The organism is Brachybacterium sp. ACRRE, from assembly GCF_022346485.1.
GTDB classification, from domain to species: domain Bacteria; phylum Actinomycetota; class Actinomycetes; order Actinomycetales; family Dermabacteraceae; genus Brachybacterium; species Brachybacterium halotolerans.
On record NZ_JAKRMO010000011.1, the window covers coordinates 63,375 to 80,774 of the forward strand.

14 protein-coding genes are annotated in these 17,400 nt (G+C 73.1%); 9 read left to right on the forward strand and 5 right to left on the reverse strand.

Going from position 1 to position 17,400, the window contains the following annotated elements; translation table 11 throughout:
- Positions 1–240 precede the first annotated feature (240 nt).
- From MHY49_RS05185 to MHY49_RS05220, 8 genes are all read left to right on the forward strand, one after another.
- Entirely contained in the window at positions 241–1,581 is a 1,341-nt protein-coding gene (locus tag MHY49_RS05185; RefSeq protein WP_239203017.1) for an extracellular solute-binding protein, read from the forward strand.
- Between the two features lie 16 nt (positions 1,582–1,597).
- The gene (locus MHY49_RS05190) at positions 1,598–2,614 is read left to right on the forward strand and encodes a carbohydrate ABC transporter permease (protein ID WP_239203018.1); all 1,017 of its coding nucleotides are present in this window, start codon (positions 1,598–1,600) and stop codon (positions 2,612–2,614) included.
- 5 nt (positions 2,615–2,619) lie between these two features.
- Positions 2,620–3,480: a carbohydrate ABC transporter permease gene (locus MHY49_RS05195; protein WP_370645990.1), complete on the forward strand. Its 861-nt coding sequence runs from the start codon at positions 2,620–2,622 to the stop codon at positions 3,478–3,480.
- 82 nt (positions 3,481–3,562) lie between these two features.
- On the forward strand, positions 3,563–4,384 hold the full coding sequence (locus tag MHY49_RS05200) for a ThuA domain-containing protein (RefSeq protein WP_239203019.1): 822 nt from the start codon (positions 3,563–3,565) through the stop codon (positions 4,382–4,384).
- Positions 4,384–5,523 (forward strand): Gfo/Idh/MocA family protein, encoded by a 1,140-nt coding sequence (locus MHY49_RS05205; RefSeq protein ID WP_239203020.1) that lies wholly within the window; start codon positions 4,384–4,386, stop codon positions 5,521–5,523. Before MHY49_RS05200 ends, MHY49_RS05205 begins: the two co-directional genes overlap by 1 nt.
- Before the next feature lie 18 nt (positions 5,524–5,541).
- Positions 5,542–6,621 carry a LacI family DNA-binding transcriptional regulator gene (locus tag MHY49_RS05210; protein WP_239203021.1) on the forward strand — a complete coding sequence of 360 codons (1,080 nt, stop codon included), beginning with the start codon at positions 5,542–5,544 and terminating at the stop codon, positions 6,619–6,621.
- 65 nt (positions 6,622–6,686) lie between these two features.
- Entirely contained in the window at positions 6,687–8,561 is a 1,875-nt protein-coding gene (locus MHY49_RS05215; RefSeq protein ID WP_239203022.1) for an ABC transporter ATP-binding protein, read from the forward strand.
- Complete coding sequence (locus MHY49_RS05220) at positions 8,558–10,372, forward strand: ABC transporter ATP-binding protein (RefSeq protein WP_239203023.1); 1,815 nt, start codon at positions 8,558–8,560, stop codon at positions 10,370–10,372. The genes MHY49_RS05215 and MHY49_RS05220 overlap by 4 nt, the downstream gene beginning before the upstream one ends.
- Before the next feature lie 252 nt (positions 10,373–10,624).
- Here MHY49_RS05220 and MHY49_RS05225 read toward each other — a convergent pair whose 3' ends face one another.
- The 5 genes from MHY49_RS05225 to MHY49_RS05245 all read right to left on the reverse strand — a co-directional run bounded on the left by MHY49_RS05225 (position 10,625) and on the right by MHY49_RS05245 (position 16,423).
- Positions 10,625–11,719, reverse strand: a complete 1,095-nt coding sequence (locus MHY49_RS05225) for a Gfo/Idh/MocA family protein (RefSeq protein WP_239203024.1) — start codon at positions 11,717–11,719, stop codon at positions 10,625–10,627.
- Complete coding sequence (locus MHY49_RS05230; RefSeq protein WP_239203025.1) at positions 11,713–12,726, reverse strand: Gfo/Idh/MocA family protein; 1,014 nt, start codon at positions 12,724–12,726, stop codon at positions 11,713–11,715. Before MHY49_RS05230 ends, MHY49_RS05225 begins: the two co-directional genes overlap by 7 nt.
- 255 nt (positions 12,727–12,981) lie before the next feature.
- The gene (locus MHY49_RS05235; protein WP_239203026.1) at positions 12,982–14,652 is read right to left on the reverse strand and encodes an ABC transporter permease; all 1,671 of its coding nucleotides are present in this window, start codon (positions 14,650–14,652) and stop codon (positions 12,982–12,984) included.
- On the reverse strand, positions 14,649–15,647 hold the full coding sequence (locus tag MHY49_RS05240) for an ABC transporter ATP-binding protein (protein WP_239203027.1): 999 nt from the start codon (positions 15,645–15,647) through the stop codon (positions 14,649–14,651). Before MHY49_RS05240 ends, MHY49_RS05235 begins: the two co-directional genes overlap by 4 nt.
- Positions 15,644–16,423 carry a TetR/AcrR family transcriptional regulator gene (locus tag MHY49_RS05245; RefSeq protein WP_239203028.1) on the reverse strand — a complete coding sequence of 260 codons (780 nt, stop codon included), beginning with the start codon at positions 16,421–16,423 and terminating at the stop codon, positions 15,644–15,646. The genes MHY49_RS05240 and MHY49_RS05245 overlap by 4 nt, the downstream gene beginning before the upstream one ends.
- A 254-nt stretch (positions 16,424–16,677) precedes the next feature.
- Between MHY49_RS05245 and MHY49_RS05250 the strand changes: the two genes are divergently transcribed.
- Positions 16,678–17,400, forward strand: a 723-nt coding sequence (locus MHY49_RS05250; RefSeq protein WP_239203029.1) for a pirin family protein, incomplete at its 3' end; no start/stop codon positions are given.

Here is a 17,400-nt window from a genome sequence, read left to right on the forward strand (position 1 = left end):
CAGCCCCATGAGCCCGTCGACTGGGGTCGCGAGACGCCTCGGCGCCGCTCTCCCCCGGGGCGGCGCGAGCACACGCACCCTTGCAATCCCCGGCCGAGACGGCCATGATGGTCCGCAGCCGACCCCGGGGCGCATCGAGGCGCCCGTCGGCGACACCCCTCCGTTCCTCCATCGCCGCCGTCGTCGACCGCACATCATCGATTCGTATCGATGATGTGTGCCGGAGAAAGCGAGTCCCCCGTGCCCACCGCTCCCCGTCCGCCCTCCGCTCCCCGTCCCCCCGCCGATCGCGGCGATGACCGCACGCCGCGTCTCGTCGACGCCGCACGCACCGCCCGTGCCGCGCGGCCCGTGCTCTCCCGCCGTCGTCTCGGCGCGCTCCTCGCACCGGCCGCGCTCGCCTCCACCGCGGCCCTCGGCCTCGCGGGCTGCGGATCCTCGTCCTCCTCGGATCCGACGTCCCTGCGGGTCGTCGACTACTACAACACCCCGGCCGACGACGTCGTCATCGAGGAGACCTTCACGAAGAGCGCGAAGGACCTGGGGCTCACCTTCAGCCGCGAGAAGGTCCCCGGCGACCAGCTCATCCCCAAGGTCCTGCAGATGGGGTCCTCGAAGACGCTCCCGGACATCCTCATGCTCGACAACCCGGACCTGCCGCAGCTCGCCGCCTCCGGCGCCCTCGCGCCGCTCGAGCAGTACGGGTTCTCGACCGAGGGATTCACCCCGTCGATCGCCGATCTGGGGATGCTCGACGGGACGCTGTACGCGATCGCCCCCACGGTCAACACGATCGCCCTGTTCTTCAACGTGCCGATGCTCGAGAAGGCCGGGATCGACCCGCCCACCACCTGGGAGGAGACCCGGGAGGCGGCGCGCGCACTCACCGGCGGCGGCACCTACGGGATCGCCTTCTCGGCGATCGCCACCTACGAGGGAACCTTCCAGTTCATGCCGTTCATGTGGTCCAACGGCGGCGACGAGAAGGACCTGGCGACCCCCGAGGTCGCGGGCGCCTCGGAGTTCTGGTCCCAGCTCCTGCAGGACGGCTCCGCCTCCCGCTCCGTCGTCAACTGGGGACAGGGCGATGCCATGGACCAGTTCAAGGCGGGGAAGGCGGCGATGGTCGTCAACGGTCCCTGGAACATCGCGGGGCTGCAGGCCGACACCCCCGATCTGGAGTGGGACGTGGTCACGCTCCCGGTTCCCCGCTCCGGCGCCGAGTCGATCGCGCCGCTCGGCGGCGAGGTCTGGACGGTCCCCGTGACCGGCGACGAGGAGAAGCAGCGCAACGCGGCGAAGCTCCTCCGGGCCTTCGTCGCCCCCGAGAACCAGCTGCGCATGGGCACCGCCCGCAGCACCATCCCCGGCCACGCCGCGACCGCCGAGCAGTTCGCGGGCGAGCACCCCGACCTCGCGACCTTCGTCGAGCAGGTCTCCACCGCCCGCGCCCGCACCGGCGAGCTCGGGCCCGAGTGGCCGCGCACCGCCAAGGCGATCTATACCGCGAACCAGGAGGTCCTGGTCGACGACACCGATCCGGCGAAGGCCTTCGACGAGGCCGCCCGGACCGTGAGCTGAGACGAGGAGCCACGCCATGACCAGCACATCCACCGCTTCCAGCGCCGACGGACTCACCGCCGTCGGCCCCCGCGGGAGCCGGCCCGCGCCCCGCGCCTCCACCGCCGACGGCGCGTCGGCCGCTCGCCCCGGGCGACGTCGACGACGGGGCGGCGAGGGCGTCCTCGTGCGCTATGCCTTCATCGCCCCGGCGGTCCTCTACCTGCTCCTGTTCTACGGGTACCCGATCGTGAAGAACGTCGTCATGAGCTTCCAGGCCTACGACTTCTCGACGTTCTTCAACGGCAGCGCCCCGTTCGTCGGCCTCGACAACTACGCGACCGCGCTGTCGAACCCGATCTTCCTCAAGGCCCTCGCGAACACGGGCCTGTTCACCGTGGGCTCGATCATCGGCCAGTTCGTCATCGGACTGGGCCTCTCGCTCTACTTCCGCAAGCACTTCCCGCTCTCCGGCGTGCTGCGATCGCTCCTGCTGCTGCCGTGGCTGCTGCCGATGATCGTCTCCGCGGCGGTGTGGCGGTGGATCCTCGAGCAGGACAGCGGCGTGCTGAACCGCTTCCTCGAGTCCATCGGCCTGATCTCCGCGCCCATCGGCTGGCTGACCAGCTCCGACACGGCGCTGGTCGCCGTGATCATGGTGAACATCTGGCTGGGGATCCCCTTCAACGTGGCGTTGCTGTACAGCGGGCTGCAGGCGATCCCGGAGGAGCTCTACGAGGCCGGCCAGCTCGACGGAGCGACCGGCTGGAAGTCCTTCCGCCACATCACGCTGCCGCTGCTGCGCCCCGTGGTCAGCGTGGTGCTGCTGCTGGGGGTCATCTACACGATCAAGGTGCTGGACCTGATCATCGGCCTCACCGGCGGAGGCCCCGCGAACGCGACCCAGACGCTCGCGACCCGCAGCTACGAGCTCAGCTTCCTCGAGTTCGACTTCGGCCAGGGCGCCGCGCTCAGCAACGTCCTGATCCTCATCGCCCTGCTCTTCTCCGTCGTCTACCTGCGGGCGAACGCGCGCGCCGCGAAGAACGGATGACCGCCATGACCACAGCCACCGCACCCCGTACCTCCCCCGCTCCGGCGCGGCCGCGCTCCCGCGCCCCGCGCGGCCTGGTCCACACCGGCATCGGCATCGTGCTCGTCGCGATCATGCTCTTCCCCGTCTACTGGATGGTCAACGCCTCCCTCGCCCCGCAGGGCAACAGCCTGAACACGGGCCTGCTGCCCCTGCATCCCGACGTCGGCGGGTACGCGCGCGCGTTCGCCGACCAGGGCCAGAACCTGCTGACCTCGCTCGTGGTCGCCGTGGGCGCGGCGATCCTGTCGCTCGTCATCGCCGCCCCGTGTGCCTACGCACTCGCCCAGTTCCGCATCCGCGGCACCGCCGTGCTCGTGTTCCTGGTCCTGATCAGCCAGATGATCCCGGGCATCGTGATCGCGAACGCCCTGTACACGGCGTACACGCCGCTGGGCCTGATCAACTCGATCCCGGGGCTGATCCTGGCCGATGCGACCCAGGGCATCCCCTTCTCGATCCTCATCATGCGCGCCTACCTCGAGACGTTCCCGACCTCGATCGTCGAGGCCGCGCGCGTGGACGGCTGCGGCCACCTGCGCGCCTTCGTCTCGATCGTCCTGCCGGTGAGCCGGAACTCGCTGATCACCGCCGGGATCTTCTCGTTCCTCTTCGCGTGGAGCGACTTCCTGATGGCGCTGACGCTGACCACCGGCGAGACCATCCGCCCGGTCACCCTGGGGCTCTACACGTACATCGGCACCAACGACACCGACTGGAGCGCCGTGATGGCGACGGCCGTGATGTCCTCCGTCCCCGCCGTGGTGCTGATGATCGCGGCCCAGAAGTACATCGCCGCGGGCGCCACCGGGGGCGCCGTGAAGTGACCCCACCGCGCCCGCGTCCGCCCCGCAGCACCCCGCATCACCGCACCCCGCCTCACCACGACCCCACCCCGAGAGGACTCCGATGACCACCACCGCCCCCGCTTCCCCGACCACCGCACGACCGCTGCGCGTGACCGTCTGGGGCGAGAACCGGCATGAGAAGCGCGACGCCCGCGTGCGCGAGAACTACCCCGAGGGCATGCACGCCGCCATCCGCGACGCCGTCGCCGAGAACCTCGGCGACGGCGTGACCACCCGGATCGCCCTGCTGGACGATCCCGAGCACGGGCTCAGCGAGGAGGTGCTCGCCGCGACCGACGTGCTCACCTGGTGGGGCCACATGGCGCACGACGAGGTCAGCGACGAGGTCGCCGAGCGGGTCCAGCGCCACGTGCTCGCCGGCATGGGCCTGGTGGTGCTGCACTCCGGGCACTGGTCCAAGCCGTTCACGCGGCTGATGGGCACGACCTGCACCCTGCGCTGGCGCAACGAGCGCGACCGCGAACTGGTGTGGACCGTGAACCCCTCGCACCCGATCGCCGCCGGCGTCCCGCACCCGATCGTCATCGACGAGCAGGAGATGTACGGCGAGCACTTCGACATCCCCGTGCCCGACGAGCTCGTGTTCGTCTCCTCCTTCAGCGGGGGCGAGGTGTTCCGCTCCGGCTGCTGCTTCCGCCGCGGCAAGGGCAAGATCTTCTACTTCTCCCCCGGCGACCAGGACTACCCGGTCTACCAGCACCCCCATGTGCGCCGCGTGATCGCCAACGGCGTGGACTGGGCGCGGCCCGCGACCGCCGACCGCGAGGTGCCCTTCCTGGACCGCTACCCCACCGACTGGTTCCTCACCGGCGACGGCGGGCAGGGAGTGGGCGACGCCGAGGCGGCGGGGAAGGGCGCGTGATGGCGCGGACGGATCCCGGAGCACAGGGCACGGGAAGGCTGCCCGTGGTCGTCGTCGGCGCCGGCGGGATGGGCAGGGCATGGATCTCCACCGTGCTGCGCTCGCGCGATGCGCGCCTGGTGGGCGTGGCCGACGTGATCGACGGGGCGGCGGCCGGCGCCGTCGCGGAGCTCGTCGCGGCCGACGAGCGGGACGCCGTCCGCACCGGCACCGACGCCCTCGAGGTCGCCCGCGCGGCCGGGGCGCGGGCGATCATCGACGTGACGATCCCCGCCGCCCACCACGCCGTGACGGCGGATGCGCTGCACGCCGGGTACCCGGTGCTGGGCGAGAAGCCGTGCGCGGCGACCCTCGCGCAGGCGCTCTCCCTCGCCGGGCACGCCGAGTCCACGGGGAAGCTGTTCATGGTCTCCCAGTCGCGACGCCACAACCCGCACCTGCGGGAGGCCGCCCGGCTCGCCGGCGGGCTGGGCGGAGCGGGCATCGTGGCCACCCGCTTCTCGCGCGCGCCGCGCTTCGGGGGGTTCCGCGAGGAGATGGCGCAGCCGCTGATCGTGGACATGGCCATCCATGCCTTCGACGCGGCCCGCGTGCTCGTCGCCGGCACCCCCGAGTCCGTCACCGCGGTCTCCAGCAACCCGCCGTGGAGCTGGTACGACGGGGATGCGGCGGCAACGGTCACGATCCGCTTCGACTCCGGCGCCGTGCACACCTACGAGGGCTCGTGGTGCTCGCCGGGACGAGAGACCAGCTGGAACGGCGAGTGGTCGCTCAGCTGCCCGCACGGCACCGTCGCCTGGGACGGCGAGAACCCTCCGTCGGCCACGCGGGAGGACGGCCGCGAGATCCCCGGCCGGGTCCCTGCGGCCGACGCCCTGTGGGAGCTCGACTCCTCGCTGGCCGCGTTCTGCGCGGCGCTGCGCGAGGGCACGACGCCCGAGTCGGAGGTGCACGAGAACGTCTGGACCCAGGCGATCGTCGAGGCGGCCGTCCGCTCCGCCGAGGACCGCCGCACCGTGGATCTCGCCGAGGTCATGGACGAGGCGCTCGCGGCGGCGCTGGAGCTGGATCGCGCCGACGGGCGCAGCAGCGCCCTGGAGTCGTGGAAGACTGGGAGCGCAGGTGGCGGAGCCGTGTGAGGCACGAGCGGAGGGGGTATGCCGGTGAGGAGGAGCGCGCCGACGAGCCAGGACGTCGCACGTCTGGCGGGCGTCTCCCAGAGCACCGTCAGCTATGTGCTCACCGGCTCCCGCCCGATCTCCGCCGCCACCCGCCGACGGGTCGAGGACGCCATCGAGAAGCTCGGCTACCACCCGAACTCCGGGGCCCGCGCCCTGCGCTCGCGCCGCAGCGGGGTGATCGGGCTGATGGTGCCCGAGGCCTACGGGAACGATGCGGTGCTGATGCGCTTCGTGGGCGCAATCGCCCGGGAGGCGCAGCGCTTCGGCTACGACATCCTGCTGGTCACGGCGCAGGAGGGTGCGCGCGGCATCCACCGCGTGGTGCGCACAGGGGTGTGCGAGGCGCTGATCCTCATGGAGCTCGGCCGGCACGACGAGCGCGTGGCGGCCGTGATCGAGGCAGGCCTCCCGTTCGTGCTCATCGGCAAGCCCGTGGGCTTCCCCAACGGCAGCGTCGTGGACCTGGACTTCGAGCGCCTGGGCCGGATGGTCGTGGACCGCGCGGCCGACGAGGGCTGTGAGCGCCTGCTGCTGTTCGGCGAGCCCGGGCACCGTCGCCATCGCAACGACGTCTCCCGCTTCCTGCTCGGCATCGAGGAGCAGGCGGAGGGCACGGGGCTCGAGGTCGTCCTCGACGGAGGCGGGCTGCCGGACGTCCCCGCCCGCGCCCGGGACCTCGCGCGCGGGGGCAGGCGCACGGCCGTGTTCGGCCTCAGCGGCGTCACCGAGGTGCTCTTCGCGACCGCGGCGAGCGGCGCTCTGGCCGACCCCGAGCTGCTGACGATCGCGCTGACCGACGAGGACCTCGCCGCCATCAGTCCGCTGCTCGCGCGGATCCCCCGCATCGACCCGCGGCGCGTGGAGATCAGCGAGCTCGCCGTGCGCGAGCTCGTGCGCCTGCTGCGCGAGGACGGCGCCTCCCCGCGCGTGACGCTCGTGGAGCCGGAGTGGGTGGAGCAGGAGCAGGAGCAGCGGGCTGAGCACGAGCAGCGGGCGGAACAGGAGCAGCCGGTGGAGCAGACCCCCGCCGAGCACACCTCGACCCCCACGAGTTAGGCTGACCTCAGCCCTTCGCCCCGGGCTCACCTCCACCCGCCCTTTTCCTGGAAGCCCGAGGCACGATGCCTGCCACGCGCACACGTGACGTCCCCGCGCACGCCGCCGCCCCGCCGCCCGTCGACACCTGGACGGACCCGCTCGAGCGGAAGGCACGGCGCGGCGCGAGAGCTTCGGGCGGGTCTGCCGGCGCAGCCGCCGTCGGGCCCGACGGGGCAGACGGCGGTGACGGGACCTGTGCCGCCGCCGCACAAGGGCCCGCATACCGTCCCGCCCCGCCGCGCACCGCGTGGGCGCTCATCCGCCGCGCCCTGCGCCGGCACCTGGGGGCCGTGATCCCCGGCTTCCTGCTGATGGCGCTGTGGCAGACGTGCGAGGCGATCGTGCCGATCGCGATCGGCGTGATCGTGGACCGCGCGGTGGTGCCGATGGATCGCCTCGCACTGCTGATCTCGATGCTCGCCCTGCTCGCGCTGTTCGCGGTGCTGTCCTTCTCCTACCGCTTCGGCTCCCGATGCATGCACTTCTCGCTGCTGCGGGAGGCGCACGCCCTGCGGGTGGAGGTGGCCCGCCACGCCCTGCTCATGCGCGGCGCGCTCAGCGGCCGGCGCCCGGGCGAGGTCCTCTCCCTCTCCACGGCCGACGCCGACGTCGCCGCCACGATCTTCCGCCAGCTCGCCGTCGGCGGCTCCGCCGTGGTGGGCCTCGCGGGCGCCTCGCTGTACCTGCTGTGGACGGACGTGCTGGTGGGGCTCGTGGTGATCGTCGGCGTGCCGCTGACGCTGCTCGTGATCGCGGGGCCCTCGAGGCTCATCTCGCGCAGCAGCGGCGTGCAGCAGGCCGCGATCGCCGAGGCCAGCGCCGCCGCCGGGGACACCATGGGCGGGCTGCGGATCCTCAAGGCCATCGGCGGCGAGCGCTGGGCGTCGGCCCGCTACCACGGCACCTCGCGCGAGGCCGCCCGCGCGGGAGTGCGCACCGCCGACCTCTCCGGACGCGTCACGGGCCTGGGCACGCTCTCGGTCGCGATCATCCTCGCCGGGGTCCTGCTCCTCGCCGGATGGCGCGTGACCAGCGGCGATCTGAGCGTCGGGCAGCTGGTCTCCATCGTCGGCGTCGCCGCCTTCTTCTCCGAGCCCGTGCAGGCGCTCACCATGACCGTCACCGTCTTCGCGCGCTCCCACGGCGCCGCGCAGCGCCTCGCCGACTACCTCTCGACCGGTGAGGTCGAGGCCGTCGACTCCCCCGCCCCCACCAGCTCGGCCCTCGAGATCCGCGGGCTCCCTCTCGACGCGGCCGACGCCGAGGCCCCGCGCACCCTTGACCTCGCGGTCCCTCCGGCCGGTCTCGTGATCATCGACGCCGCGCAGCCGAGCGTCGCGACGCGCCTCGCGGACGCCCTGGCCGGCCACGACAGCACCGGTCATGTGCTGCTGGGCGGGACGGACCGGAGCCGCGCGTCCCGTCCCGTCGCCCCGCGGATGGTGCTCTCGCCCCACGCGGCAGACCTGTTCGAGGGCACCATCCGCTCCAACATCACGCTGACCCACGACCTCGACGAGGCCTCCTCGGCTATCGCACCGGAGATCTCCCCCGCCGTGCTCGCCGCCTCGGCGACCGACGAGGTGCTCGAGGCCGTCGGCACAGGGCTGGACCACGAGGTCCGCGAGGCCGGGAGCAACCTGTCCGGCGGTCAGCGCCAGCGCATCGCCCTCGCCCGCGCCCTGCACGCCGACCCGGACGTGCTCGTGCTCGAGGACCCCACGAGCGCCGTCGACTCGGTGACCGAGTGGACGATCGCCCGCGGCGTCCAGGCGCTGCGCGCCGAGCGCTCGACCCTCGTCCTCACCGCCTCCCCCGCCTTCCGAGCCCTCGCCGACCTCGTCGTCGAGATCCCCGAGGACGCGGAGCCGACCCTGGTCAGGAGCGTGCAGCGATGACGACCAGCACCGCCCCGTCGGCCGCCTCGCCGCTCCTGCCCACCGCGCCGCCGCGCCGGATCCTCGCCGAGATCCGACCGATGCTCACGCGGCGCCCGCTGCTGCTGCTCGCGATCGTCGCCGCCGGCGTCGTCTCCGCGATCTGCGGGCTGGTGGGCCCGTGGATCGTCGGCGACCTGGTCGACGAGCTCACCGCGGATCCGACGATGCGGCCGGTCGTGACCGGCGCGATCTGGGTGCTCGGCGCCGGGATCGTCGGGGGCCTGGCCACATGGCTCGGCCGCTGGTGGACCTCCGCGCTCGCCGAGCCGGCGGTCGCCTCGCTGCGCGAGGACGTCATGGACGCCGCGCTGTCCGTGGACTCGGCGGTCGTCGAGAGCGGCGGCCGCGGCGACCTGGTCTCCCGCGTCGCCGAGGACTCCCGCGTGGTCACCGACGCGGCCTCGCTGATCCTGCCGATGTTCCTGCAGTCGCTCTTCGTGGTGGTCGTCTCCGCGGCCGGCATGACCGCGGTGGACTGGCGGCTGGGAATCGCGGGCCTGGTCGCGGTGCCCATGTACTGGCTGACGCTGCGCTGGTACCTGCCGCGGTCGGGACCGATCTACGCGCAGGAGCGGATCGCCTTCGGGGTGCGCTCGCAGCGGATGCTCGGCGGGATCGGCGGCGCCGCGACGCTGCGCGCCTTCGAGGCCGAGCGCACCGAGCTGGACCGGATCGACGCCGCCTCCTCCCGCGCCCGCGATCTCTCGATCCACGTGTTCCGCTTCCTCACCAGGGCCTTCTCGCGCAACAACCGCGCCGAGGCCGTGACCCTCGTGGTCCTGCTGGTCGTGGGCTTCTTCCTCGTCGAGTCGGGCGGCCTCAGCGCGGGCGGCGTCGCGACCGCGGCGCTGCTGTTCCATCGCCTGTTCAACCCGATCGGCGCGCTCGTGGGCATGTTCGACGAGATCCAGTCCGCCGGTGCCTCGCTCGCCCGCATGGTCGGCGTCATCGACCTGCCGGCCGACGGGGTCCGCGAGAGCCTGCTCGGCGCCGAGGGCGACGACGCGGCCCAGCCGGTCGAGGGCGAGCGGGCCGACGGTCCCGCGCCCCTCGTGCTCGAGGGCATCGCCCACGCCTACGATCCCGAGCGCATGGTGCTCGCCGACGTCGACCTCACGATCACCCCCGGGGAGGTGGTCGCGGTGGTGGGCGCGACCGGCGCGGGCAAGTCGACGCTCGCCCAGATCGCGGCGGGCATCGTCCCGCCCAGCACCGGCAGCGTGCGCCTCGGGGAGGAGCACGTGCGCGCGCTCCCCGCCCGAGAGCTGCGGCGACGGGTGGCGATGATCAGCCAGGAGGTGCACGTCTTCCACGGCACGGTCGCGCAGAACGTGCGCCTTCCGCGTCCCCGGGCCGACGACGCCCAGGTCGAGCGGGCGCTCGCGCACGTGGGCGCGCTCGAGTGGGCGGCGGCGCTGCCGGAGGGACTGGCGACCCTGGTCGGCGAGGGCGCGCACCGGCTGACGGCGATGCAGGAGCAGATGCTCGCGCTCGCCCGCATCGTGCTCGCGGCCCCCGACTTCGTGGTCCTCGACGAGGCGACCGCAGAGGCCGGCTCCTCCGGAGCCCGTGCGCTCGAGTCCTCCGCCGAGGCGGTGCTCGCGGGTCGCGGCGGGCTCGTCGTCGCCCACCGGCTGTCCCAGGCGGCCTCGGCGGATCGGGTGGTGGTCATGGAGCAGGGACGGATCGCCGAGATCGGCCGGCACGAGGACCTGGCCGGCGGCGACGGTCTCTACGCGCGACTGTGGGAGGCGTGGACGGCCCGCTGATCGGGCGCGGGGCACGCCCTGGGCGGGCCCGAGCTGCGATCAGCACCGGCATGCCCGACGCCGATGTCGCGGACGGGCCTGTGGTGAGGAGCCGTGGCGATATCGCCACGGCTCCTCACCATCGGCCCGTCGGCGACACGTCCTTCGGGAAGAGGCCGCGACAGAGCCTTCGGGCGAGAACGCGTCGGACGAACTGATCGGGCGCGGGCCCGAGGTCGGACAGGGACCGGTCTGACGTCGGTCAGCAGTCGATCAGAGGTCGGCGAGCGCGACGGGCTGGCCGGTGCGCACCGATTCCTGCGCGGCGGCGACGATCTTCACCGTGCGCAGGCCGGCCTCGCCGCTCGGTTCGACGTCGCTGCCGTTCCCCTGGCGCGCGGCGTCGAGGAACGCATCGAGCATGAGCTCGTCGAGGTTCGCGCCGTAGGGCAGCCACTGGCCGAATCCGCCCACGTGCTGCGAGAACGGGTCGACGGCGAGCTGTCCCTGGGTGCCGACGGCCTGGATGGTGACGCCGCCCCAGGTGGGGGCGTCGGCCGGCTGCGACCAGGAGCAGTCGATGGTCGCGACCAGCCCGTCGGCGTAGGTGAGGGTCACGAGTCCGCCGGTCTCGGCGCCGTCCCCGGCGCGATCCGCGAAGAGGATCCGGTTGGTGACGGCGTGGACGGTCTCCGGCTCCCCGAACACGGAGTCGAGGATCTGGGCGATGTGCACGGTGTGGTCCACGAGCGCGCCGCCGCCGGAGAGCTCGACGTCCGTGAACCAGTCGCGGCCAGTGGGCAGTTTGCCGTTGTTGGTGCCGGTCACGCCGACGACCTCGCCGATGCCGCCCCGCGCGACCGCCTCGCGCAACGATGCGACCTGCGGAGCGAAGTGCACGGGGAAGGCGGTCATGAGCAGCACTCCCGACTCGCGGCAGGCCTCGACCATCTGCTCGGCGTCGGCGACGGTGGTCGCCAGCGGCTTCTCGCACAGCACGTGCGCGCCGCGCCGCGCGGCCTCGAGGACGAGGTCGCGATGATGGGCGTTCGCGCTGGTGACGACGACGGCATCCGGCCCGTCCGGCCCGTCGGACCAGGCGTCGAGCGCCTCCTCGTGGCTGCCGACGATCCGCGAGCGCTCGGAGACGTGCACGTCGCCGAAGCCGTCGGGGTCGGAGACGACGAGGTCGACGTCCTCCCGTGCATCGAGCAGGGCCGCGTAGCCCGCGGCGTGGGTGTGGGCGCAGCTGAGCAGGGCGATGCGCAGAGGGCGGTCCGCCGCACCGTCGCGGCGATTCCCCGCGCCGTCGGGCCGACCGGCCGCGTCCTCGGGCCGGCCTGCCGCCTGGTCGTCCGCGGTCAGCATGCGATCCTCCGTCCGGTCGCGATGGATTCGAGGGCGGCGAGTGCGACCTCGACCGCCGTGACTCCGTCGGCCCCGCTCACGCGCGGGGTGGAGCCGGTCTCGAGGGCCGCGACGGCGTCGCGGATCTCGAGGGCGTAGGGGCTCGCCATGCCGGAGACGTCGGGCAGGTAGTCGCCGTCGGAGCTGCGGCGGGCCGCGGCGACCTCGTCCCGGGCGACGCCGTCGCCGCTCGCGGAGTCGTATTCGAGGCGTCCGCCGTCCCCCGCGAGGGAGAACGTATAGCGGAAGACGGTCCCGGGGGCGCCCCAGAGACCGCGGCAGTGGCTGATCGCGCCGCCCGCATGGGTGAGGACCACGTGCGCGGTGCGCAGGGAGCCGCCTTCACCGCGCCGGTTTTGCTGAGCGAACACGCTGGTCACGGGACCGGCCATCCAGATGGCCTGGTCGAGGTCGTGGATCATCTGGTCCATGACGATGCCGCCCGATCGGGACTCGTCGGCGAACCAGGGCTGCGTCGGCATCGCGCCGGTGCGCTCGAAGCGCAGCACCGCGGGCGTGCCGATCGCGCCGTCGTCGATCGCCTGCTTCGCCGCCGCGTACTGCGGGAAGAAGCGCACCACGTGCGCGGGGAACAGCAGGCGACCGGCGCGCTCGGCGTGCTCGACGAGGTCGCGGGCGTCCTGCGCGCGCAGGGCGAGCGGCTTCTCGCAGACCACGTCGCGACCGGCATCGAGTGCCTGATGGACGATCCCGGGGTGACTGGGGGTGGGGGTGCAGACGTCGACGACGTCGACCGCGGCGAGCAGCTCGTCGAGGTCCTCGTGGACGATCGCACCGAACTGCTCGGCGAAGTCCTCGGCGCCCTCGAGGCTGAAGGCGTGCAGCTCGGCGCCGGCATCGATCCAACCGGGGGCATGCGCGCGGGAGATCCCGCCGGTGCCGATGATGCCGGCTCGAAGGCGGGCGGAGCCGCCCGCTCGCGCGGCGCCGGTCGAAGGGGCAGTCATCTCTCACTCCTCGTGAGGCTCATCGCGACGCCCGCGTGGGTCCGGGGACGCCGGCGGGCCGCTGTTGTCGCTGCGTACGTCGGTATCAGCGCTGGTCCTGGACACTACCGTCGGCCCGACGGCCCGGCAAGGAAGCGCCGAACGCCGACTCCTCGCAGCTCGGGCGTCCACGCGACCGACCTGGCGCGGGAGGGCGCGGGAGAACGCCCAGGGGACTCCGCTCCGTCGCGCGCCGGGCTGTCCCTCACCCATGTCTCACTCGCCCGCGCGCACCGCACGCCTCCGGAACCCGCTCAGCGCGAGGAGGACGAGAACGACATCGACGACGGCCACCCGGATCGGCCCCGACGACCCGATGCCCCCGGCCGACGGCGTGGTCCCGGAACCGTCCCCCGTGTCCGAGAACGCCTCGGGCACCCAGTGGAAGGGCGAGACGCCCAGCAGCCCGGCGGGAAGGTCGAGCACGGCCCCGAACAGGGAGATCGCGCACGCGGCGGCCACCAGCAGCCAGGCCAGCCCGGCCATGCGCGGCCACCATCCGAAGAGCGCCCCGGCGAGTGCGCCGAACACCAGGGTCGAGGGCAGGTGGGCGAGGAGCGCGAGGAGGTACTGACCGGCGTCGGGATCGTCGACGCCGACCAGCAGTGCCCCTCCTCCGAACCCGGCCACGCTCACCGCGAGGAGCGCAGCCGTCCCGCCGAGGGCGACGACCAGCTGCGCACCCCACCACCTCATGCGGCCCGACGGGGCCGCGAGCACGAGCTCGAGACGCCCCGACTCCTCTTCCGCACGTGCGAGCTGACGCACCGCGACGATCCCGTACGCCGCCGCGCACAGCGCCACGAACAGCATCATGACCTGCAAGAACCGCGGCGCGAAGTCGGCGGCGTCCGCTCCCAGCATCTGGGTCAGCGCGGGGGTCCGGCTCACCAGGTCACGCCCCGAGGCGGAGAGCGTGGACATCATCGTGCCCGTGCCGAACCACAGCAGGCCGAGGCCCGCCCCGCACGCGATGAGTGCGCCCCGCTGCTGTCGCAGCGCCAGGCCGAGGGGCCCTCGGAGCATGGATCCCGCGCGGGCCCGCCCCACTCTGTCGGCGAGCACTCCCCGACCCATGTCGCGGTGCGCGGCGACCAGCACGGTGAGGACCAGCAGCGCCGCGCACGCGGCGACGGGAAGCATCAGGGGCCACCAGCGCAGGTCGACGAATGCGCGCGTCTGCTGCGCCCAGGCGATCGGTGAGAACCAGGAGAGGACGGAGCCGCCGAGTCGGATCAGGTCACCGGCGGCGCGCACCACCAGGGCCGCTCCGAGCACCACGAGCGCAAGGCCTGTCGCGGACCGCCCGGATGCACAGATCTCGCTGGTCAGGAGCGCCGCGCAGCCGAACACGAACGCCGCGAGAGCGCTCCCCGCGGTCAGCGCGAGCCCGTTCACGAAGGAGGCGTCGCTCCCCGCGACCAGGGTCGTCGCGGCGCCGACCACCGCGATGATCGCGAGCAGCCCCAGCAGGGTCAGCAGCGCCGCCGCGGCAGGGGCGCGGCGGCCGACGGGCCCCGCTTCGATGAGCTCGGCCCGGCCCGCGTCCTCCTCGCCGCGGGTGTGCCGGACCATGTGGAGGATGCTCATCACCGCGAGGGCGACGATCAGCCAGCCGGTGCCCTCGTTCGCGACCGCGACCATCGGCGTGTAGTGGTCGAGCCCGTAGCCCGGGCCTCCCATGACGATTCCGGAGGGCGTGCGCATGACGGCGGCGCGAGCGGAGAGCGATGCCGGATCGAACACGGAGCGCAGCACCGCGGAGAAGTAGAGGAGGAATGCGGAGATCGAGAGCACCCACACGGCCATGCGCAGGCGATCGCGCCGCAGGATGTGGCGGGCGATCCGACCCGTGCCCTCGAGCGCCGCGGGCGTCCGCGGCCTCATCGCGCTCTCCTGCCCTTCGCGGTCTCCTCGCCGCGCGGTCCCGGGACTTCCTCGTCCTGTCCCTGCCGCTCGCCTCGTCCCCGTCCGTCGTCGGCCCGCCGCCGCTCCTCCCCGTAGTGGCGCAGGAACAGGTCCTCGAGGGACGGCGGCGCCGCGGTCATCGCGGTCACCTCGAGCCCCGCGAGCACGTGTAGCACCGCGTCGAGAGCGGAGGCATCGACGTCGACGGTGACGCGCGTGCCCTCCTCGGTCGGCTCGAGCACCGCCTCGTGGGTGCCCGCGAGAGCGGCGAGGGGGCTCGGATCGCCCCGCACGACGGCGCTGACGCGCGTGCGGCTGAGGTGGCGGAGCTCCGCGAGGGTCCCGGACTCCACGGCTCGACCCGCGCGAATGATGGTCACGGTGTCGCAGAGCTTCTCCACCTCGCTGAGGATGTGGCTGCTGAGCAGCACCGCCCGTCCGCGCTCGCGCTGACGGCGCACCTCGTCGGTGAAGACCGCCTCCATCAGCGGATCGAGGCCGGACGTCGGCTCGTCGAGCAGCAGGAGCTCCGCATCGCTCGCGAGCGCGGCGACCAGCGCGACCTTCTGGCGGTTGCCCTTCGAGTACGCGCGGGCGCGGGTGCGCGGGTCGAGCTCGAACCGCTCGAGGAGCTCATCGCGGCGCGTGGTGTCGATCGGGCCGCGGAGGCGGCACAGGTAGTCGATGCACTCCCCGCCGGTGAGGTTCGGCCACAGCGCGACGTCCCCGGGCACGTACGCGAGACGACGGTGCAGGGGCACGGGATCCTTCCAGGGATCGGCGCCGAACAGCCGGGCGGTGCCGCCGTCGGCCCGCAGCAGCCCGAGGAGGATGCGGAGCGTCGTCGACTTCCCCGCTCCGTTGGGGCCGAGGAAGCCGCGCACCTCTCCCTGTTCGAGCTGCAGGTCCAGACCGTCGAGAGCCCGGGAGCGGCCGAAGGACTTGGTGAGTCCGCGGATGTCGATGATGCTCATGGCTCCTCCGGGGACTCGCGCCGCGCGCTCCGGGGCACGTCGGCCCTGTCCACGTAGTCGCGCAGGATCCTGTCATCGGTGAAGAACGGGGCGGTGCACAGCTCGAGGAGAGGACCGGTGACCTCGGAACGGGCGCGACGCAGTCGGGAGGAGAGGTCGGCACCCTCGGTGCCCGCTGTGCCCCCGGTGCCCGCTGTGCCCCCGGTGTCTTCGGGGTCCTCGGGCAGGAGGACCGACAGGAGCATCGCGCCCAGGCCGCTGGTCACCAGGTATCGAGCGCGCGCCGACTCGTCGCGGCTGGGGCGGACGACGCCCCGCGCGACCGCGTCCTCGGTGTATCTCCGGGCGTCCTCGATCATCCCGTCGAGGAACGCCCGACCCGCGGGGCCGCCTTCGAGGACTGCGTGGAGCACGTAGCCGAGCAGCACCGACTGCTCGCCGTCGGTCCCCGGCGCGAGCCCCCACATCATCGGCTGATGCTCGCTGGCCGCGGCGATCGAACGCTCCTTCATGCGCACGATCTTCGCGAGCACGGCCTCGTCGCACGCCCTGTGCAGGGCTTCCTTCGAGCCGAAGCGCTTGACCAGCAGCGCAGCGCTGACGCCGGCCTCGGCGGCGATGCTGCGGAGGGTCGCCGCCGAGCCCGCACGGGCGAACTGCTCGATCGCCGCGGCGATCAGCGGATCCTCGATCGGACCCGCGTTCTCGCGATCGGTGCCGCCCTCGGGCACCCCACGAGCGGCAGTCGGCCCTCCATCCGTGGTCTCGCTGCTCATCCCGCCTCCTGGCACAGGGCGTGAACGTCCGTTCACGGGTCGTTGCCCCCAGTATGAACACGCGTTCACAGGACCACAAGCCCCGCACCGAGCGCCGCAGGACATCGCCCAGCGCCGACGAGCCGGCCCCGGGGCGCCGGCTCGCGCCGGCACCGTGCGGCCCGGCGTCGACCGCTTAGTCTGAACTCCCACGCGGTCGTGCGTTCCGCTGCGCGCTGCGGCCTCACGGCGGAGGCGGACGAGGAGAGGCGACGATGTCCACCACGGAGAAGCACCTGGTCGAGCTGCTGTGCTCGGCCGCCTCGAGCACGTCCCCGACCCCGCGCTCGAACGTGCTCGCCCCGCGCGACGTGCCGCTGGGCGGGCCGCGCGCCATGACCGTGCGCCGCACCCTGCCGCAGCGGGCCCGCTCGCTCATCGGCCCCTGGTGCTTCGTCGACCACTTCGGCCCCGACGACGTCGCCGCGACCGGCGGCATGGCCGTCCCGCGTCACCCGCACACGGGCCTCGCGACGGTGACGCTGCTGTTCGAGGGGCAGATCGACCACATCGACTCCACGGGATTCGCGAACACGGTGCGCCCGGGCGAGGTGAACCTGATGATCGCTGGCCGCGGCGTCTCCCACTCGGAGTTCTCGACCGCGAGCACCGCCGTGCTGCACGGCGCGCAGCTCTGGTACGCGCTGCCCGATGCCGAGCGCGGCGGCGCGCCCGCCTCCCAGCACCACGTCGCCCCGCTCGTCGAGACGGGCGGCGCGCAGGTGCGCACCTATCTCGGGCAGCTCGCCGAGGGCACGTCCTCACCCATCGTCACCCGCACCCCGGCCCTCGCCGCCGAGATCCTGCTCCCGGCGGGTGCGCATCTCGAGCTCGCGCTGGATCCGACCTTCGAGCACGGCCTGCTCGTGGACATCGGGAGGGTGCGGGTGGGCTCGGGCTCGGGTGCGGGACCCGCTGTTCTCGTCGCGGAGGCGCAG